The 18,416-nt window shown below is 36.8% G+C and carries 9 protein-coding genes; 6 read left to right on the top strand and 3 right to left on the bottom strand.

The genetic code is table 11. The features are described from left to right. Positions 1-5: 5 nt before the first annotated feature. The 3 genes from JKP34_RS09960 to JKP34_RS09950 are packed head-to-tail and all read right to left on the bottom strand — an operon-like array spanning position 6 to position 7,304. Positions 6-3,008 carry a SusC/RagA family TonB-linked outer membrane protein gene (locus JKP34_RS09960; RefSeq protein ID WP_201920482.1) on the bottom strand — a complete coding sequence of 1,001 codons (3,003 nt, stop codon included), beginning with the start codon at positions 3,006-3,008 and terminating at the stop codon, positions 6-8. A gap of 23 nt (positions 3,009-3,031) precedes the next feature. Continuing rightward, positions 3,032-5,776: an alpha-amylase family glycosyl hydrolase gene (locus JKP34_RS09955; protein ID WP_201920478.1), complete on the bottom strand. Its 2,745-nt coding sequence runs from the start codon at positions 5,774-5,776 to the stop codon at positions 3,032-3,034. A gap of 58 nt (positions 5,777-5,834) precedes the next feature. After that, the gene (locus JKP34_RS09950) at positions 5,835-7,304 is read right to left on the bottom strand and encodes a cadherin repeat domain-containing protein (RefSeq protein ID WP_201920475.1); all 1,470 of its coding nucleotides are present in this window, start codon (positions 7,302-7,304) and stop codon (positions 5,835-5,837) included. 208 nt (positions 7,305-7,512) lie between these two features. Here JKP34_RS09950 and JKP34_RS09945 point away from each other — a divergent pair, with 208 nt between their 5' ends. From JKP34_RS09945 to JKP34_RS09920, 6 genes are all read left to right on the top strand, one after another. Beyond that, positions 7,513-8,631: a LacI family DNA-binding transcriptional regulator gene (locus tag JKP34_RS09945; RefSeq protein WP_201920472.1), complete on the top strand. Its 1,119-nt coding sequence runs from the start codon at positions 7,513-7,515 to the stop codon at positions 8,629-8,631. 142 nt (positions 8,632-8,773) lie between these two features. Further along, on the top strand, positions 8,774-11,209 hold the full coding sequence (locus JKP34_RS09940; RefSeq protein ID WP_201920469.1) for a glycoside hydrolase family 31 protein: 2,436 nt from the start codon (positions 8,774-8,776) through the stop codon (positions 11,207-11,209). Between the two features lie 12 nt (positions 11,210-11,221). Beyond that, a complete protein-coding gene (locus JKP34_RS09935) occupies positions 11,222-12,583 on the top strand; it encodes an alpha-amylase family glycosyl hydrolase (protein ID WP_201920465.1) in 1,362 nt (453 codons plus the stop codon). Further along, positions 12,583-13,920, top strand: coding sequence for an MFS transporter (locus JKP34_RS09930; RefSeq protein WP_201920462.1), 1,338 nt, complete (start codon positions 12,583-12,585; stop codon positions 13,918-13,920). The genes JKP34_RS09935 and JKP34_RS09930 overlap by 1 nt, the downstream gene beginning before the upstream one ends. Positions 13,921-14,050: 130 nt before the next feature. Continuing rightward, the gene (locus JKP34_RS09925; protein WP_201920459.1) at positions 14,051-17,527 is read left to right on the top strand and encodes a reprolysin-like metallopeptidase; all 3,477 of its coding nucleotides are present in this window, start codon (positions 14,051-14,053) and stop codon (positions 17,525-17,527) included. Positions 17,528-17,630: 103 nt separating this feature from the next. After that, complete coding sequence (locus JKP34_RS09920) at positions 17,631-18,374, top strand: MBL fold metallo-hydrolase (protein ID WP_201920457.1); 744 nt, start codon at positions 17,631-17,633, stop codon at positions 18,372-18,374. Positions 18,375-18,416 lie beyond the last annotated feature (42 nt).

The raw sequence follows: 18,416 nt of genomic DNA, 5'->3' as shown, positions 1-18,416 counted from the left end.
TAAATTTAAAATTTAGCACTTATACCAAAAATGAAGGCAGTTGACGGTGGGAAAATATTATTATCAATTCCTGCCTCCGGATCTAGTCCACTATATCCGGTAATCGGAATCATATTTTGAACAGTGGTATATGCTCTTAAGTTCATATTGTTCAGTTGATTGAAATTATACCCGATTGTCAAATTATCTAATTTTACGAAATCGCTATTCTCTAAATAATAATTAGACTTTAAGTGACGAATATTAAAATCACTAGTTAAAGCTGATTCATGAACATTATTTAGGATATTACCTTCGGTTAATCTATTGTAATAACCATTTGCAGAAGCGGTGTTATTGTATACTGTTCCTCCAAATTTGCCTCTCAATGTAAATGACAAATCGAAGTTCTTATAGGTCATATTTGACGTTATACCTACAAGAATTGGCGAATCGGCCACCCCTTGTACCACCAAATCATTTTCATTTACTGAACCATCGCCATTTACATCTTCATAAGTAACTGGTTGAGGTCCTTTAACTGGAAGACCATTATCATCATACAATTGGTTAAAGGCTAAGAAAGAACCGTAAGCCTCACCAACTCTTATGATTTGAATATTTTGACCTACATCACCAGCAATTCCGCCAATCTCAATACCAAAACTATTTTCATCTTGTTCATTATTTAAAGCAGTAATTCTATTTCTGTTATAGGTAAAATTATAATTCAGGTTCCAGGTAAAATCAGTATTATCATAAACTACGTTATTTACGGCAACTTCAATTCCTGAATTATTCATTGAACCAATGTTAGTTACAACTCTATCCCCAACATTAGTTCCAGCGGCTACTGGTGCATTGAAGAGTAGTTGATCGGTATCTTTAGTATAAACGTCTATTGTACCTGACATTCGACCATTTAAAATACCGAAGTCGATTCCTATGTTTGTTGAGACTAATCGCTCCCACTGTATATTGGGGTCAACCGCTGTAGGCCTAATTACCTGGTAATAATTGTCTCCAAATTGATATGATGCAGTTTGAGTACCAACAAAATAATTCTTCTCATATAAATAATCCGGAATAAACTGGTTACCTGTTACCCCATAACCTACCCTTAATTTTAAGTTAGTGAAGGCATCCGTTAAATCTTGAAAGAAATCTTCTTCAATGATTCTCCAACCAAGTGCAGCTGATGGAAAGAATGCATAACGATTTCCAGGGCCAAATTTGGTAGAACCGTCAGCTCGGTAAGTAAAAGTAGCTATATATTTATCTTGAAGTGAATAATTAATTCTACCAAAATATGACTGCAGTCTATTTCTTACAGGAGACAATGCATTGATTTGAATTTCATCTTGCGGTATTTGACTAGGCTGAAAATAAGCTGTTATATCATCACGGAGATTTTCTCCAAAATAGCCATATGTTTCTCTGTACTGCTCATTGAATTCATAGCCTAGCATAAAGTCGATGTCGCTCGAACCAAAGGTCTTTTTATAATTGGCGTAACTAAAGTGAGTAAAAGTATAAGCCTTGTTTACTGAGTTACTGATAAAGCCATCTCTATTAGTATTTCTTAATGTAAATGGTTCGAAATAATTATTACTTCCATCCTTAGTATCAAAAGTGGTAGATGAATTTAGGCTTAAACCATCAACATAAGGTATCTTAAGGTCGAAGTTTAATGAATTAAATGATCTTCTGTTTTCTCCTTTGTTTACCTGTTGCTCAAGCTGTGATACGGGGTTAGTTGGTGCTAGACCTTGATCCTCCCATTCATAATAACCACCAAACTCATCGTTACCTTCAACATATATTGGTTGAGAAGGATCAAATGATGCTGCCAAGCCAGCTACATTTGGTTTATAAGTATCTTGATTTAAAGCATTTTTGGTATTAAATGTAACCTTTAAATTATCATTCCAGAATTTTGCCGACAGTAACAATGACAAACGAGTTACTGTGTTTTCATCGCCAACGATTACCTCACGATTATTCATTCGGTTTATTGACCCCCTGAAATTAATGGTCTCATTACCCCCTGAAAATGAAACATTATGATTTTGACTAAATGTAGGCTGAGTAACGGCATTAAACCAATCTGTACTAGCTTCACCTAAATCATCACTTCGTTGTGGTGCCTTATTGGCTACTACTGCTCTAAAGTTTGCTGGATTTAGGAATTCAGGTTCTCTAAAAATCTGGGAATAAACTACCGAACCATCATAGGCAACTTGGGTTTTACCTGCTTTTCCACTTTTAGTGGTATACATAATCACACCGGCTGCCGCTCTAGAACCGTAGATTGCTGTAGCAGACGCATCCTTAAGCACAGTTACACTCTCAATATCTGAAGGATTTATAAAATTGTTGGCATTTCTTGTACCAGAAGATCCGTCAGTATCAATAGGCACCCCATCTACAACCACCAAAGGTTCTCTTTGTGCTTGAAGTGATCCACGACCACGAATCGTGATAGATGCACCGCCTGATCTAGTATTACCAGGATTTACGTTTACTCCTGCAATTTTACCAGTGATTAATCTTTCTGGTGATGCTATTTGACCTTGATTAAACTCCTTTTCATTTACGGTTGAGACTACACCAGTTACGTCTTTCTCTTCTTGCGTACCGTAACCCACTACTACAACTTCGCTTAATTGCGAAACGTCCAGCCCCATTTGAATATCAAAGGAAGTTTTATTACCTATTTCAATTTCTTGTGTAGCATAACCAATGAATGAAACTACTAATACATCATTAGCTGTAGCCTCTACTTTAAAATTACCGTCCAAATCTGTTGTTGCGCCTCTTGAAGTACCTTTTACCTTGACACTAGCACCAGGTAAGGTTTCGCCTGTTGTGCCATCGGTTACAGTACCTGAAATAGTACGTTGCTGTGCAAACGAAGCGTTTATTCCTAATAGCAAAATCAGGGTAAATAAGCTTGCAATCTTCCGAATTGAGAGAGCTCCCATCAGAGGCTTCCATCGATTCATTAATTTGGTATTAATCTGTTTCATACTAATTTATTTAGATTGTCGGGTCAATGTTGAATTAATAATTTCTCGTTTACTATTTGCTCACCAGCCTGTGCCTTAATAATATAAAGACCATTAGGCAGGTCAGTCATATTCAATTCATACTGAAATGGATCAAATTGGACAATGTCCAAATTTTGCTGCTTTCCAGCTAAATCGAATACTTTAACTGATCGTAATTGAGATGCTGAGATGAGTTTAACGTATCCTTTTGCAGGATTTGGGAAGATAGATACATTTATATCCAGATTCTTTTTCGAGCTATTAGTGAGTACAATATCTTTCTCAATTGTATCATCTATAAAGTTTTCAATAGGTCGATTAACCAATAACCTGAATTCACCTGCGGCCAAAGGAAAGCTGAAATCTTCAGAGGATACTATGTTAATCTCTTTACCTAAAAAGTAATCGTACCAAGTACCTTCAGCTATAATTTGCTGGTCAAGCTCATCTTTTTGGTTCCCAAAATTACCTACAAGTACAAACTCTGTTTCCTGATCATTATATCTTATCCACTTAACAGTACTACCAGCCGACCAACCAAAGTTTTCTCTATTAAGATAGTCTGTCTGTGTTTTTAGTTTAATCAGGGATTGATATACCTGAAAAAGACTCTGTCTTTCCTCATCTTCCAAATACTCCCAACGCGTTGGTTTAACACCCAATCTGTCATTGTTAAGCTCTAAATCGTAACCAAATTCACCAAACTGCCACAACATTTTAGGGCCAGGAACCATAAAGAAAAAGGCCGCATTAAGTTTTAAACGTTGCATTTGATAAGCCAATGAACTGCTGTTATTCTTACCCAATTCGAAAGCCACTCGCTCTTCGTCATGGCTCTCCATGTAGTTAATTAAATGTGGGTTTTCCCAACCTCTGCTTTCATAAAACATATTGGTTATGTTTCTATTATTGGCCTTGGCAAGGCTTGAAAAATCATGGTTGTGATTACCCCAAAGCATCATGCCATAATTAGCTAGCTCCTTTTCTTCGGCATTATCCGCAAAATGCTCCAAGATGACATAGGATTCAGGATCTACTGACCATTGATGATCTGCAAGTCTCTTTAGTATAGCTATTCTTGATGCATCATATTGACCCCAAAGACCAACGTTACCCAATGTGTTTTTTTGAGTAAAACCTTTAGATAAGTCATATCTGTAACCATCTACATGATATTCCTCTAACCAAAATGAAACGACTTTATCTACAAATTTCTGAGTGTATTCACTCTCATGATTCATATCGTAGCCTACATTGAAATCATGACGTGCAGAGGTATTGAACCATGGGTTATCGGCAGTTGGATTTCCATACAAACCATCATTATACAATCTGGCCAATGAACTTCTTCCAAATTGATGGTTTAGTGCTATATCCAAAATGATTGCTATCCCCCTATTGTGACATTCATTAACAAAGTTTTTTAAGTTTTCTTCTGTACCATAGAACTTGTCAAAAGCTAGCATAGAAAATGGATTATAACCCCAACTTAAGTTACCCTCGAATTCCATTACAGGCATCAATTCAATGGCATTAATTCCCAAATCTTCCAGATAATCTAATCTATCGCGAACTGCTTCCAGGGTTCTCATTTCAGTAAAATCTCTAATGAGCAATTCATAAATGACCAAGTCTTCCTTTTCAGGCTTTGTAAATTCCGAATCAGTCCATTCAAAATTTGGTTTGGCTGTTTGCAAATAAGAGACTGCCTCAGAAGTTTGACCTGAAGGATATGACTGTAATTCGGGATACCTGTTCTCTTCAATAATTTGAGGATCGTCAAACTCAGATCCTATTTTGGTTGTGTAGGGGTCAGCAATTTTTATTTCGCCATCAACTAAGTATTGAAATCTATATTCTTCGCCTGGCATTAAGTCTTCAATTGTTAACCAAAAGCGCTCACCATCTTTTTTCATTAGGTAATTGTTATTAAGACTCCAATTATTAAAATCACCGATAACAAATACATTTTTCTTATTAGGAGCCTCTAGTAATAAAGTTGCACTTGTATTGGAGTTGTAATTGATGCCCAGCGAGGCTGAAGTTGGTGCGGCTAATTCTTCTACTATTGGTGTAGTAATATAGCTATAATTTCTTGTTACAGTTTCTGATCCGTTGTCAGCTTCAATAGTTAGGGTATGAGCTGCACCGTCATCTATAACATTATGAGTTGTATTGAATGAAGTTGTATTAACCTCAGAGCTAACTAGCTCACCATCTACTAGAAAGTTAATAGTAGCCGACTCGGATACGGCAAAATTAATATCAATGGATTGGCCAGCTTCATAAAATCCGAAATTACCAGACGGGCTGATTAAATTGGCAGCAAAGCCGCTGGATATTTCTGTTATGTAATCACTTGTTTGTCCATCAGACCAATCATTTCCTTTAAGTAACATCCCGACTTTCTGTATTGATGAAGCATCCTGATTTAAAAAGTCAGTCAGTACTAAGGTAATATCAAAATAAGTATTACCATTTTCATTTCTTTTAGTGAATTTGGCTGGGGCTGTAGCGTCTGCATCACTACTTGCAGGATTAATATTACTTGGGGCATCGGCACCTTCATCAGGCAACCACATCCAAATGTAGGCATCAGAAAGACTTGACAAATCTGAACCTGTTACATTATAGGAAATTGTTATTTCATCTTCTGCATCAAAGAATTGAGGTGAGATGCCTGGAACATCCTGAGCAAAAGATAAAAAAGAAAGGAATAAAAGCGATATGGTTAATAATAATCGCATAAAGTTTGTTTTAAAGTGAAAAAGGCAAGAGGGTTCCCTCTTGCCTTATAATTAAAAATTATTGAGCTGTTGCCGAAGCGGTATAAGTTTCTCCATCAAAAGATAATACAAACTCATAAGTTCCTGCATCTAGCGTAAGATTTGTACCACTATTATATTCTAACGCATCTATTGAGCCACCATAATTCAGTTTCCAATCTCCTCCCGCTCTTACTTTAAACTCACCTCCAACGAAGGCTCCAGTGTAGCTGAAAGATACAGTGCCATTATCATTACCGACAACCTCTAACGCTGTATCAACATTCCAGTCGCCAGATGGCGATCCTGCACCAATCAATGACCATCCTGTATCAATCATGGTTGCGTTCCAAGTTTCACCTTCATCAGCCGTTGATAATACAATATAATAAGCGCCTGAAGCAGGAGCAACAATATCACCTCCACCAACAGCTAATGTTGCTTGAGTGCCATCAGGAGTTATAGCTCCACCTAAGTTAACTGTCCAATCGTCATTATTTCTAAACTTGAACCTTCGATCACCTGTATCATTTGGATCTAAGTTTGCATCTGCAAACCATACAACACCAACCCATGAATAAACATCGCCATCAACGCCTGCATATACCAAGTTTCTATCAGCATCGTAACCATTAGCAGTTACGCTGCCAATTACACCCCAGTTATAATCATCTGGATCAAATGTTATTTCTTCAGCATCACCAGTCCTGTTAAAGTTTAGGAAAGCTCCACCGTCATTCTGCAATTCTACTTCTACAGTATATACCCCATCTTCTTGTGCAAAAGGAATATCACCTCCACCAGCAACAAGATTATCAGCAGATCCTCCGTAATTTGTAAAGGCAACATAACCATCTCCCGCATCATTATTTCTAATGATTTTCCAAGCATTGTTTATTCTTATTTTGTAATTATCACCTTCTCTGATAGTTACACCTTGCGCATTAAATACAAACCCGTCATCAGGGTTAGAACTAACTGTTGTCATCTCAACATCTGACCAACCTGAGGGTGCACCGATGAAAGAAACTTTCTCAACCTCCATTACAATAAGTTCAGAAGTAGTTTCATCATACGACACTTTATAGAAACCATCATTAGCAATATTAATAGCAGCGCCATCTTCTGTTAACAAGGCCAAATCATAACTATTAAATGGCTCTTCATCACTTAAAGAATCTAACGGAACAGTTGATAAAGCTCCTCCTAAAGTTAACGACACTTCTTTGGCTTCAACCTTCTGCAATTGATAATCACCAGCTTCTAAAAAAACATAATTACCATAGAAACCATCTCTGTCCACAGCTGCGAAACCATCTCCTTCAACTTGCTCTGGAGTTAATGATCTTTCAGCTACAGGGTCTTCACCTTCAACTACAAAATAATAGCCGTCAGCAACATTCAGACCTTCCTGAACTTCAACTATTGGCTCGTCTTCGTCACATGACACCATTGCGAATGAAGCTGCAAGCATCAAAGCAACGGCCCATAATTTTTTAAAGTTTTTCATAATTTTTAATTGTTTAGATTAATGTGTTATTAAATGAAGTGCTCATCAATCCTTCGCAACTCCAATTCACATATCAATAATAAAATCATAAAGGCGGTTTAAATAAGATAAACCTATAATTTTCACCGCAAACGATTGCGAACACGTTTGCATAACACCACTTTTCGAAACTTAATTTTTAGTCTGACAAATATTTTAGATTAAATTGATGTTAATCTTTAGTTTCGTTAGGCGCTTACTCAAGTCAATTGTTATATTTCGACTTATTAACAGCCTTAAGGAAATGAAAAAAGGAAATATCACTATAAAAGATTTAGCCCGAGAATTGAATGTCTCGCCCTCTACTATTTCCCGTGCCCTTAAAGATCATCCTGATATTAGCCCTGAGACAAAAAAGGCTGTTAAAGAACTCTCAGAAAAATTAAATTATCAACCTAATTCAGTTGCACTCTCATTAAGACAGAGCAAAACGAACACAATAGGTGTTATTATTCCGGAAATAGCCCACTTCTTCTTCTCAGCTGTTATAAGTGGTATAGAAGATATTGCTCATAATGCTGGTTATCATGTTATCATTACGCAATCGAATGAATCTATTGATAGAGAAATGATGAATACAAAAGCCCTATTTAATTCAAGGGTCGATGGTATTTTAATTTCTATCTCAAGGGAAACCAACCAATTCAATCATTTACAGCAGTTAATTGATGCAGGAACACCTGTTGTTTTCTTTGACAGGGTGGTTGAATCAATCAACGCATGCAAAGTAATAGTAAATGATGAGCAAGGAGCTTACGAAGCAACCACGCATTTGATTGAACAAGGTTATTATAGAATAGCACATTTAGCAGGCCCACAGAACTTGACTATCAGTAATAATAGGTTAAATGGCTTTAAAGCCGCATTGGCAGACAATAAGTATATGATTGATGATAACCTCATAAAAATATGCGGTTTAGGAACTTATGAGGAAGCCGAAGCCATCACCAACGAATTATTAGATTATCGTTTTCCGCCTGATGCCATTTTTGCCAACAACGATGTGGCAGCATATGGTGCTATGACAGCGATTAAGAAAAGAGGAATGAAAATACCTGAAGACATTGCTATTGTCGGCTTTAGTAATTGGAGATTTTCAAGTTTAATTCAACCTGCATTATCTTCTGTTACACAGCCCGGTTTTAAAATGGGCCAAGAAGCCACTCGACTACTCATGAAACAAATCAACTTGGGCAAAGATGAAGAGGCCATTACAGAAACGATTTCCCTAAAAACCAATTTGGTGGTGAGAGAATCCTCTTTAAAAAGACCTTCGGAGCAAGTTTAAGCATCAAATGAGCTTATTTGTAAGTGTCTGAAAGTTTTCCGCAAACGTTTGCGAAAACGTTTGCATTATTTTAGGCATACTTTCACGTCAATTCACTTAGTATTATAAATAGATTAGCAATTACAACTATAAGTTTTTTGCTATGATTCCTCAGAACGCAACCAGCGAGTCAAATATATCTCAACATTGTGGAGCCATCATTAATTACTCTAGAAGACCTTTCGGCTTGAGCGGCACCACAGAAAATGCAAATTTCAAAATCCTAATCCTACAGGAAGGAATGATCAAGGTGCATTTATCTAAAAAAGAAGAGTTTGATGAACACTCCTATGCCATCATTGCCAAGCCTATTGGTGTAGATTTTACACTTTCTGAAAAATCAGATGCGCTGGAAATAAAAACATCCAAACTTATTGTATGCATTCTAAAAAACCCTTTTACTGTTATCTTCAAAGACTTAAAAGGAAACATCATCAACGAAGATGACCACGCATTTGGAACTAGTTGGATTGGAGAACAGGTAACTACTTATAAGAAACTTCAGGAGAAGGAGCGTTTTATTGGTTTAGGAGAAAAAACAGGTCCTTTAGACAGAAGAGGTCATGGTTATCAGAACTGGAACACTGATCATTTTGGTTACCCGCCTGATTCTGATCCACTCTATTGTACGACACCCTTTTATATAGGTATACATAATCAATTGGCTTATGGGATATATTTTGACAATTCCCATAAAACGCATTTTAATTTCGGAGCTTCTAACAGACGGTTCTCAAGCTTTTCTGCCGATAAAGGCGATATGGCATATTATTTTATATATGAATCTACTGTTGCAGAAATAATTAGTACCTATACTGATTTAACAGGTAGAATGGAATTACCTCCTTTATGGTCTTTAGGATACCAACAATGCAGATACAGCTACAGACCTGATAAAGAAGTGTTAAGCGTTGCAAAAACATTCAGAGAAAAGGAAATACCTGCTGATGTAATTGTACTTGACATACATTACATGGAGCAATACAAAATATTCACATGGGATAAAAATGATTTTCCAGACCCACAGGGCATGATTAAAAAACTGGAAGATCAGGGCTTTAAAGTAGTAGTAATTTGTGATCCTGGTATCAAAGTAGAAGATGGTTATGAAGCTTATGAAAGTGGCAAGGAGGAAGATGTTTTCTTGAAATATCCTGACGGTAGTTATTATGAAGGTGAGGTTTGGCCCGGATGGTGTCACTTCCCTGACTTCACCAAAGCCAATGCACGTGAGTGGTGGACTGAAAAACTCAAAACCTATACCGAAATGGGCATTGAAGGTTTCTGGAATGACATGAATGAAATAGCCACTTGGGGACAAACCTTACCAGAACTGATAGAATTTGACTTTGAAGGTAGAAAATCAACTGCCCGAGAAGGAAGAAATGTCTATGGTATGCAAATGGCCAGAAGTGCTTATGAAGGTGCCAAGCAAAATCTCCCTAACAAAAGAGTTTTTAACTTAACAAGAGCAGGTTTCTCAGGTATTCAACGGTACGCAGCAGTCTGGACTGGAGACAATGTAGCTGATGATGAACATATGTTGCTTGGTGTAAGGCTTGTAAATAGTCTTGGCATGGCAGGTGTTGCCTTTGCAGGTTATGATATTGGAGGCTTTGCCGGAGAAGCTGATAGTCAGCTTTTTGCAAGATGGATTTCTATTGGTGCCTTTGCTCCATTCTTTAGAGGTCATTCAATGATTAATAGTCGCGATTCTGAACCTTGGGCCTACGGTGAAGAGGTTGAAGAAATTAGTAGAAACTACATCAACTTGCGCTATAAAATGATGCCTTATATTTATACATCATTCTTTGCTGCGCATGAAACAGGTATACCTGTAGCCAGAAGTCTTGCTATCGCTTACCCGCACGATGATTTGGTATATGATAACCGATATGAAAATCAATACCTTTTCGGAGATAATATTCTGGTAGCTCCAGTACCTAGTAAAGTGAACCTGGCAAAGGTTTATTTCCCTGAAGGAGAATGGTACGACTTGTTCAATGACACCCATTACAGTGGCAACCAAGAAGTAATTGTAGAGTGCCCTATTGAAAGGCTTCCTGTATTTGTTAAGGCTTCAGGGATTGTTCCTATGCAAGACAAAACCATGAACTTAACACAGAATACGAACGACATCCTCGACTTACATATTTACGCAGGTAAAAACACCAATGAGTTTTTATATTATGAAGATGATGGTAGCAGTTTCAACCATCTGGATGGCTCTTATTACAAACGTTTAATCCAATTTGATCCACAAAACAAACAGCTTGTTCTTAATAAAAAAGAAGGAAGTTTTGACTCCAGGTATAAGCAAATCAGAGTTTATTTCCATGGTTTTGAAGGGAAGTTGAATAGTAAAATTAAAGCTAATAATTCAACAGCTCCTATCCAGTATTGCGACTTTATGTTTATCGATCAGATTTCAAACTTTGATCCTTTACCGATGTCAGAAAGAATTTGTCTGAAAATTGATAACTTACCTTTTGTGCAGGTTGAAAATGATGACGAGGAAATAACATTTAACTGGTCATAACAAACTAAAATCATGAAAAAACTCTTATTCGTAGCACTAGTAAGCCTTTTTATAGCATGCGAACAAAAAGACCATGCAAAGGAACAGACTCAGCAAAGCGATGAAACATTTCCTGAGAAGGCAAAAGATATGACTATTTATGAAGTCAATATCAGACAATACACCGCTGAAGGAACAATTAAAGCATTTATTCCTCACATTAAGCGGTTAAATGAAATGGGAGTTGAAATGCTCTGGATTATGCCGATTCAACCAATTGGAGAAAAAGAAAGAAAAGGCAGTTTAGGAAGTTATTATTCAATTAAGGACTACACCGCTGTAAATCCTGAATTCGGTAACCTGGCTGATTTTAAAGAGCTAGTCAATACAGCTCATGAGCATAACATGGTGGTTCTGTTAGACTGGGTAGCCAATCACACAGCCTTTGACCACCACTGGACAACTGAACATCCAGATTACTACACAAAAGATTCGTTAGGGAATATGATCCCGCCTGTTCAAGATTGGTCCGATGTTGCCGATCTTAACTACGAAAATGACTCCCTAAGGACAGACATGAAAGAAGCTATGAACTTCTGGTTAACAGAAGCTGACATTGATGGATTTAGATGTGATGTAGCTGGGATGGTTCCGGCTTATTTCTGGGAGAATACCATTAAAGAATTAAGGGAGGTGAAAAACATATTTATGTTAGCTGAAGATGATACACCTGAAATTCATGATGCTGGTTTTGATATGAGCTATGGTTGGGAATTCTTACACTTGACACATGCTATCGCCAAAGGTGAAAAGAATGCCAATGACCTCGAAGCATACCTGAATAAGGAAGATAGCTTGTATGACCCTGAAGATATTAAAATGTATTTTACCACTAACCACGATGAAAACTCATGGAGTGGTACTGTGTTTGAAAGATTGGATTCTGCTTATAACGCTATCTCCTTATTAACCTTCACGCTGGATGGCATGCCGCTGGTTTACAGTGGTCAGGAGGCCGGCTTGAACAAAAGTCTGGCATTTTTTGACAAGGATACAATTGCTTGGGATAAACTACCCTATCAAGACTGGTTCAATAAATTAATTTCTTTAAAGAAAGAAAATCCTGAGTTATGGAATGCAAACTACGGAGGAGATTTCAATCGGATTTCGACATCAAATGCTGAAAATATTTTTGCGTTCAGCCGTAAAAAAGGAAATGATGAATTAGTCATAATCATTAACCTATCGAATGACTTTCAAAGATTCATTATGGATGAAGCATATCAAAAAACCTTTAAAGACTTGCTAACAAACTTTGATGTATCATTTGATTCAAACGAATTTTCCATGGAGCCATGGTCATACTATGTGCTTCAGCAAACAGATAATATGTAATGAGCAATATTTCAATAAATTCAGAAAAGCCTAGATTAAGTTTCTGGCAAATCTGGAATATGAGTTTCGGCTTTATGGGTATTCAGTTTGGTTTTGCCTTACAGAATGCAAACGTTAGTAGAATTTTCGAAACCTTGGGGGCTTCAAAAGACAATCTTCCCATATTATGGTTAGCAGCACCTGTAACAGGTTTATTGGTTCAACCCATCATTGGTTATTATTCTGATAGAACATGGAGCAACAAATGGGGTCGAAGAAGACCATTTTTTGCTGTTGGCGCTATTCTAGCCTCTATTGCTTTATTCATTATGCCTAATTCACCAACCTTATGGATTGCAGCAGGTATGTTATGGCTCATGGATGCTTCCATTAACATTAGCATGGAGCCCTTCAGAGCTTTTGTAGGTGATATGCTTCCAAACGAGCAACGTACAAGTGGCTTTGCAATGCAGAGTTTTTTTATAGGTATTGGAGCTGTTGTAGCATCACTTCTACCCTATTTGTTTACTAATGTATTTGGTGTTAGTAATACAGCCCCAGAAGGTGAAATACCTGATTCTGTAAAATGGTCATTTTATGTAGGCGGTTTAGCATATGTATCTGCTGTGATGTGGACAGTTTTCAATACAAAAGAATATCCACCAGAAGATATTGAAGCCTTAAAAAAAGAAAATAGTGAAAAAGGAATTTTTGGTGGATTAGCAGAATCATTTTTAGGAATCTTTAAGATGCCTAAAACCATGGTGCAGCTAGCCTTTGTACAATTCTTTAGCTGGTTTTCCTTATTTGCTATGTGGATTTATACAACATCAGCAGTAACTGAACATGTTTATGGCGTTACTGATCCAAAATCAGTATTATATAATGAAGGTGCCGATTGGGTGGGTGTGTGCTTTGCCATCTATAATGGAGTGGCCGCCATTGCTGCATTCCTGCTTCCCCTGCTGGCCAAAAGAATCGGTAGAAGATGGACTCATTTGTTTGCATTAGCTTGTGGTGGGGCAGGTTTAATTTCTATTTTCTTTATTTCAAACCCTGATATGCTAGCCTTTTCTATGATAGGAATAGGTATCGCCTGGGCAAGTATATTATCTATACCATATGCCATGTTATCTAGTGCGCTTCCTTCGAATAAAATGGGATATTATATGGGTGTATTTAACTTCTTTATTGTTATTCCGCAGATAGTGGCTGCAGGTATTCTAGGATTTATTCTTAAAAATTTCTTCTGGAATGATGCCATTTACGCTATGATAGTTGGAGGTATATCTTTCCTTTTGGCTGGTTTGTTAAGTCTTTTTGTGAATGACAAGGATGAGGTAAGCGTAGCAGATTAATGCAATTATTACTGCAAAGAGAAAGCCAATGATAGTCATTGGCTTTTTTTATTACCAATTATTCAATTCAGTTTTAAATAAATAATTACTACTTTTAGAAACTCGATTAAACTATCTTATACTATTTTTAATGAAAAACTTCTTTCAATTCTTGCTAATCGCTTTAATGAGTATGTCAGGCTTTTTAGCCTCTGCTCAACAATGGTCACCGGTAAGTAAAAAAATTTCAAATCGGATTATCCCAACTTTAAGACAATACGATTTCAGTATTGACAATGCTAATTTAAAACAACTGCAAGCCACAGCTTTGAAGAGTATTAATTTGCCTGATCCAACAGGTAAAAATGTCACTTTCAATTTATCACATACAAAAGTGATGTCCGATAAATTGGCAGCTAAATTCCCATCTATTAAAACCTATATAGGAAAAACAAAAGATGGTGAAACTGCAAGAATTACTGTTACACACAAAGGGGTTCGTGCAATGGTGTTCAACAAAGAAGGTGTCTACTTCATTGACCCTATTAGCCTAGCTGATAAGAACAATTACCAGTCTTACTTTAAAAAAGATTTAGATCTCAATAATGATAAAACTTATTTTCCTGAAAATGAGCCCATCATTTATAATAAGGAGAAGTTTAATCGTGTTAAACAACAAGTTGAATCAAAGCAATTCAGATTACCTCCTTCAGGTCCTGAACTAAGGACTTACAGAATTGCGATCGCAGCTACAGGAGAATACACACAATTCCATGGTGGAACTGTAACAGACGCTATGGCCGCCATAGTAACTACTATGGCCAGAGTGAATGGTATTTATGAAAGAGAATTAGCCATAACCATGCTATTAGTTGACGATAACGATCAATTGATCTACACCGATGCTAATAGTGATCCATTTACAAACGGAAGTGCAGGAGAGTATATCGATGAGGTACAAGCAGAGATAGATGCCACAATAGGTAATGATAATTATGATATTGGTCATGGTTTTTCTACTGGTGCTGGAGGCCTAGCTGGACTTGGTGTTGTATGTCAGACTGGAAGAAAAGGAAGTGGTGTAACGGGAACTAACTCTCCTATTGGTGATCCTTATGATGTGGATTATGTGGCCCATGAAATTGGTCACCAGTTCGGAGGACCACACACATTCAACGGTGTTAATGGATCTTGTTCAGGTGGAAACAGATCAGGAAGTACAGCTTATGAGCCTGGTAGTGGTGTTACTATCATGGCCTATGCAGGAATTTGTGGTAATGATAACATTGCTAATAACAGTATACCATTCTTTCATGCAAGCAGCTTAGAATATATTACTATTTATAGTCAAGATGCCAATGGAAATAGTTGTGCAGAAACTTCTAATACAGGAAATAACATTCCTGAAGTAGAAGCTGGAGCAGGCGGTTTTACAATTCCTGTAAGTACTCCTTTTCAATTAAATGGATCAGCCACAGACCCCGATGGTGATAATTTAACCTACAGCTGGGAACAATTTGATTTAGGCCCCGCTGGTGAACCAAATACTCCAGAGGGTAACGCTCCATTATTCAGAAGTTTTGTTCCTACTACTGATAGCTTTAGGATATTTCCTCAACTATCAGACATTATCAATGAAACACAAACGAAAGGTGAAATTCTTCCTGATTATGCTCGTGATTTGAGTTTTATTTTAACTGTTAGAGATGATCAGGCTGTTGGAGGAGTAAACAATGACTTAATTTCATTTTCTGTGAGTGATGCAGGTGGCCCTTTCACCGTTGACGAAGTAAGTGGATCATACGCTGGTTACGAGAATATAACTGTAAACTGGGATGTAGCGAACACTAACCAAAGCCCAATTAACTGCGCCAATGTTAACATTTATGTGTCAGATGATAATGGCCAAACGTTCGAGTATTTGGTAAAAGAAAATACGGCCAATGATGGATCTGAAGTTATTGAGTTACCTAACATTAATTCTGATGAAGTAAAAGTAAAAGTTGCTGCTGCACAAAATATATTTTTCAACATAGCACCTGGCAGCATTACAATTTCAGAGGCAACTGAGCCAACATTTACGATTACAGCTTCATTAACTACTAACAGCTTTTGCCCTGAAGACGAAGTTGTAATCGACCTGTCAACACAATCTATCTTAGGTTTTACAGAGCAAATTACTTTGAGCACTGCTAATTTAGCATCTGATTTAAGTGCTAGTTTCGCCAGTTCAACGATTAATCCCGGAGAAGAAACAACCTTAACATTAACCAATGCACAGGCTATTTCAGGTACATTTGAATTTGATATAGTAGGAACTACCAACAACGAAGAGAAGTCTTATAAGGTCAACTTTACTATTACCAACAACCCTGTAGCACCAGACTTCATTCTTCCTAACGTGAGTGAAAGTACTAGTTTACAACCTATTTTTGAATGGACAGATAGTAATTTACTTACAACCTATGATTTGGATATTGCCACTGATGAGGCTTTTTCAAACATTGTTGAATCAATTACCGATATTGCCGAGAAAACTGTTCAACTTTCTAATCAATTGGAATCTACAACTACATACTTTGCCAGATTATCAGCCAAAAATAGTTGTGGAACGAGTGATTTTGAGACCATTAGTTTTACAACGGCAGAAATAGACTGTATCGTTTTATCTGCCACTGATTTACCAAAATCTATAGGTACAACTCCGCAAACAATAATTTCTTCAGTAAATATTGAGGCAAATGGTACAATTGAGAGTATTGAAGTTTCTAATATTAACATAACACATAGCTACATTTCAGATCTAACGTTAATTTTAGAGAGTCCAAGTGGCACCCAAGTTACTTTGTTATCTGAAATATGCGGTAGTGAAAACAACCTTAATATTTCCTTTAGTGATATCAGCGGAGAAGATGCTTCTGATATCCCTTGTCCTCCTTCTGATGGCAATACTTATACAGCAAAAGAGTCTCTCGGACAATTTATCGGTGAAAGTATTTCTGGAAGTTGGAAATTAATAGTAATTGATGGATATGATGAGGACGGAGGTTCGATTACAAACTGGGAATTAAATATTTGTGCTAGTAATACTTTATTTGCTCCAAAAGACCCTTCCGACCTTACTACTGAATATTTAGAAAATGCTCAAATTCAGTTAATTTGGATAGATAATTCAGATAATGAGGAGTTCTTCTACATAGAGAGAAAAATTAATAATCAAACTATGTTTGAACTCATAGATTCTGTTGCAGCAGATATAACCACATTTACCACTAGCTTACCTGATTACTCAAACACCTATAACTATAGAGTTAATGCGGCTAATCAAGGAGGTAGCTCTGATTATTCAAATGTAGTTAATGCCTCAATAGATATACTTTCAAACAAAAATCTGTCAGAGGCAGGTATAAGCTTATACCCGAATCCGGTGGAGAATGAGTTGAACATAGTTAACAGCAATCATATCAAAATTTCGAAAATTAGTTTGATAGATGTTTCAGGTAAGCAGGTAGCAGAATTACCAGTTAACCAAAACACTTTAAACTTAAGCCAATTTGAAGCCGGCATGTATATACTTAGCATCCAAAGTGGTAATCAACATTATAAAGCGCAGATATTGATTAAATAAATCTTTGACAACTCCATTTAAATGGCTTCTGACAATTTGTTGGAAGCCATTTTTGTTTTAACAGTTTCAGTTCTTTTGGGTTTGCATAAAAAAAATGTGTCCTATGAAGCAATTACTATTATTACTCGCTATAACTTTTTCTTTTCAAGCCACCGCCCAAGAGATAATTCAAACTGAGCAAGGTGTGTTAAAAATCTATCCTATACAGCATGCCACTCTGGTGATGGAATGGAATGACAAAACCATTTACTTTGATCCTTATGGGGGTGCTGAAGCATTTCAAAATTTCAACAAGCCGGACCTGATCTTCATTACTGATATCCATGGTGATCACCTCAACAAGAAAACGCTCCAAGCACTAGAGACTTCACAGGCTATATTTGTAGTGCCATCAGCCGTAGCTGATCAAATGCAGGATATTGATAATAGTTCAATTGAGGTTATCAATAATGGTGAATCTAATCAAATAATGAACATACAGATAGAAACCATTCCTATGTATAACCTACCTGAATCACCAGATAACCGACATACAAAAGGCAGAGGAAATGGCTATGTTTTAACCATTGGTGGTAAACGCATTTACATTTCGGGAGATACAGAGGCTATACCTGAAATGCGCACTTTGAAAAATATTGATGTAGCCTTTGTATGCATGAATTTACCTTACACTATGGATGTTGATCAAGCAGCAGATGGTGTCTTGGATTTTGCCCCGAAGGTAGTTTACCCTTATCATTATAGAGGCAAAGGAGGTCTATCAGATATTGATAAGTTTAAGGCCCTTGTAAATGAAAAAAATACCGACATAGATGTACGATTAAGGAACTGGTATCCAGCAAATTAGAAGTTCATAAAAACTTAATAAAAAATAATTATAACATATTAT

Origin of the sequence: Marivirga atlantica, assembly GCF_016734805.1 — a bacterium.
In the GTDB taxonomy this organism is placed as follows: Bacteria; Bacteroidota; Bacteroidia; order Cytophagales; family Cyclobacteriaceae; genus Marivirga; species Marivirga atlantica.
This window is presented reverse-complemented; position numbering and strand designations above follow the sequence as displayed.